Origin of the sequence: Xanthomonas sp. SHU 166, assembly GCF_000364685.1 — a bacterium.
Taxonomy (GTDB): domain Bacteria; phylum Pseudomonadota; class Gammaproteobacteria; order Xanthomonadales; family Xanthomonadaceae; genus Xanthomonas_A; species Xanthomonas_A sontii.
Window position 1 is genome coordinate 1 of sequence record NZ_AQOJ01000477.1, and the last position, 781, is coordinate 781.

Here is a 781-nt window from a genome sequence, read left to right on the forward strand (position 1 = left end):
GGCCCGCCGCGCCTGGCCGCCGGCCACTGGCGCGCCTACGCCACGCCGCTGGCCGCCGCGTTCGCGCTGCTGACGCCGGCGGCGGTGCGCTTTGGCTACCCTGAAACCTGATTCCCCACGGAGATTCACGCATGCGTCTTCGCAGTGACAGCATCCAGCCGGGTCAGCCCATCGCCGCCACCTACGCGATGGGCCAGGCCGACGGCTTCGGCGGCAACCGCAACCCCCACCTGGCCTGGGACGCGGTGCCGGCCGGCACCCAGTCCTTCGTGCTGCTGTGCGTCGATCCGGACGTGCCGACCGTGGCCGAGATGGTCGGCCGCGACGACGTGCAGATCCCGGTCGAACAACCGCGCACCGAATTCGTGCATTGGGTGGCGGTGAACCTGCCCGCCGACCTGCGCGAGATCGCCGAAGGCAGCGCCAGCGACGGCGTGGTGGCCAAGGGCAAGCAGCAACCGCCCGGCCTGGACGGCGCGCGGCAGGGACTGAACAGCTACACCGACTGGTTCGCCGGCGACGCGGCGATGGGCGGCGACTACCACGGCTACGACGGCCCGTATCCGCCGGCCAACGACCTGCGCGTGCACCGGTACTTCTTCCGGCTGTTCGCGCTGGATGTGGCGCGCCTGGACGTGCCGGCACGCTTCACCGCCGCCGACGCCTTGCGCGCGATGCAGGGCCACGTGCTGGCCGAAGCCAGCCTGCACGGCACTTACAGCCTCAATCCCGCCGCGAAGTAAGCCGTAAAGCCCCTCTCCCGCCGGGAGAGGGGTTGGGG

1 protein-coding gene is annotated in these 781 nt (G+C 71.6%); it reads left to right on the forward strand.

The window, feature by feature from the left end; all coding sequences use genetic code 11:
• Positions 1–131: 131 nt before the first annotated feature.
• On the forward strand, positions 132–743 hold the full coding sequence (locus tag D180_RS12500) for a YbhB/YbcL family Raf kinase inhibitor-like protein (protein WP_017913059.1): 612 nt from the start codon (positions 132–134) through the stop codon (positions 741–743).
• The last annotated feature ends 38 nt before the right edge of the window (positions 744–781 follow it).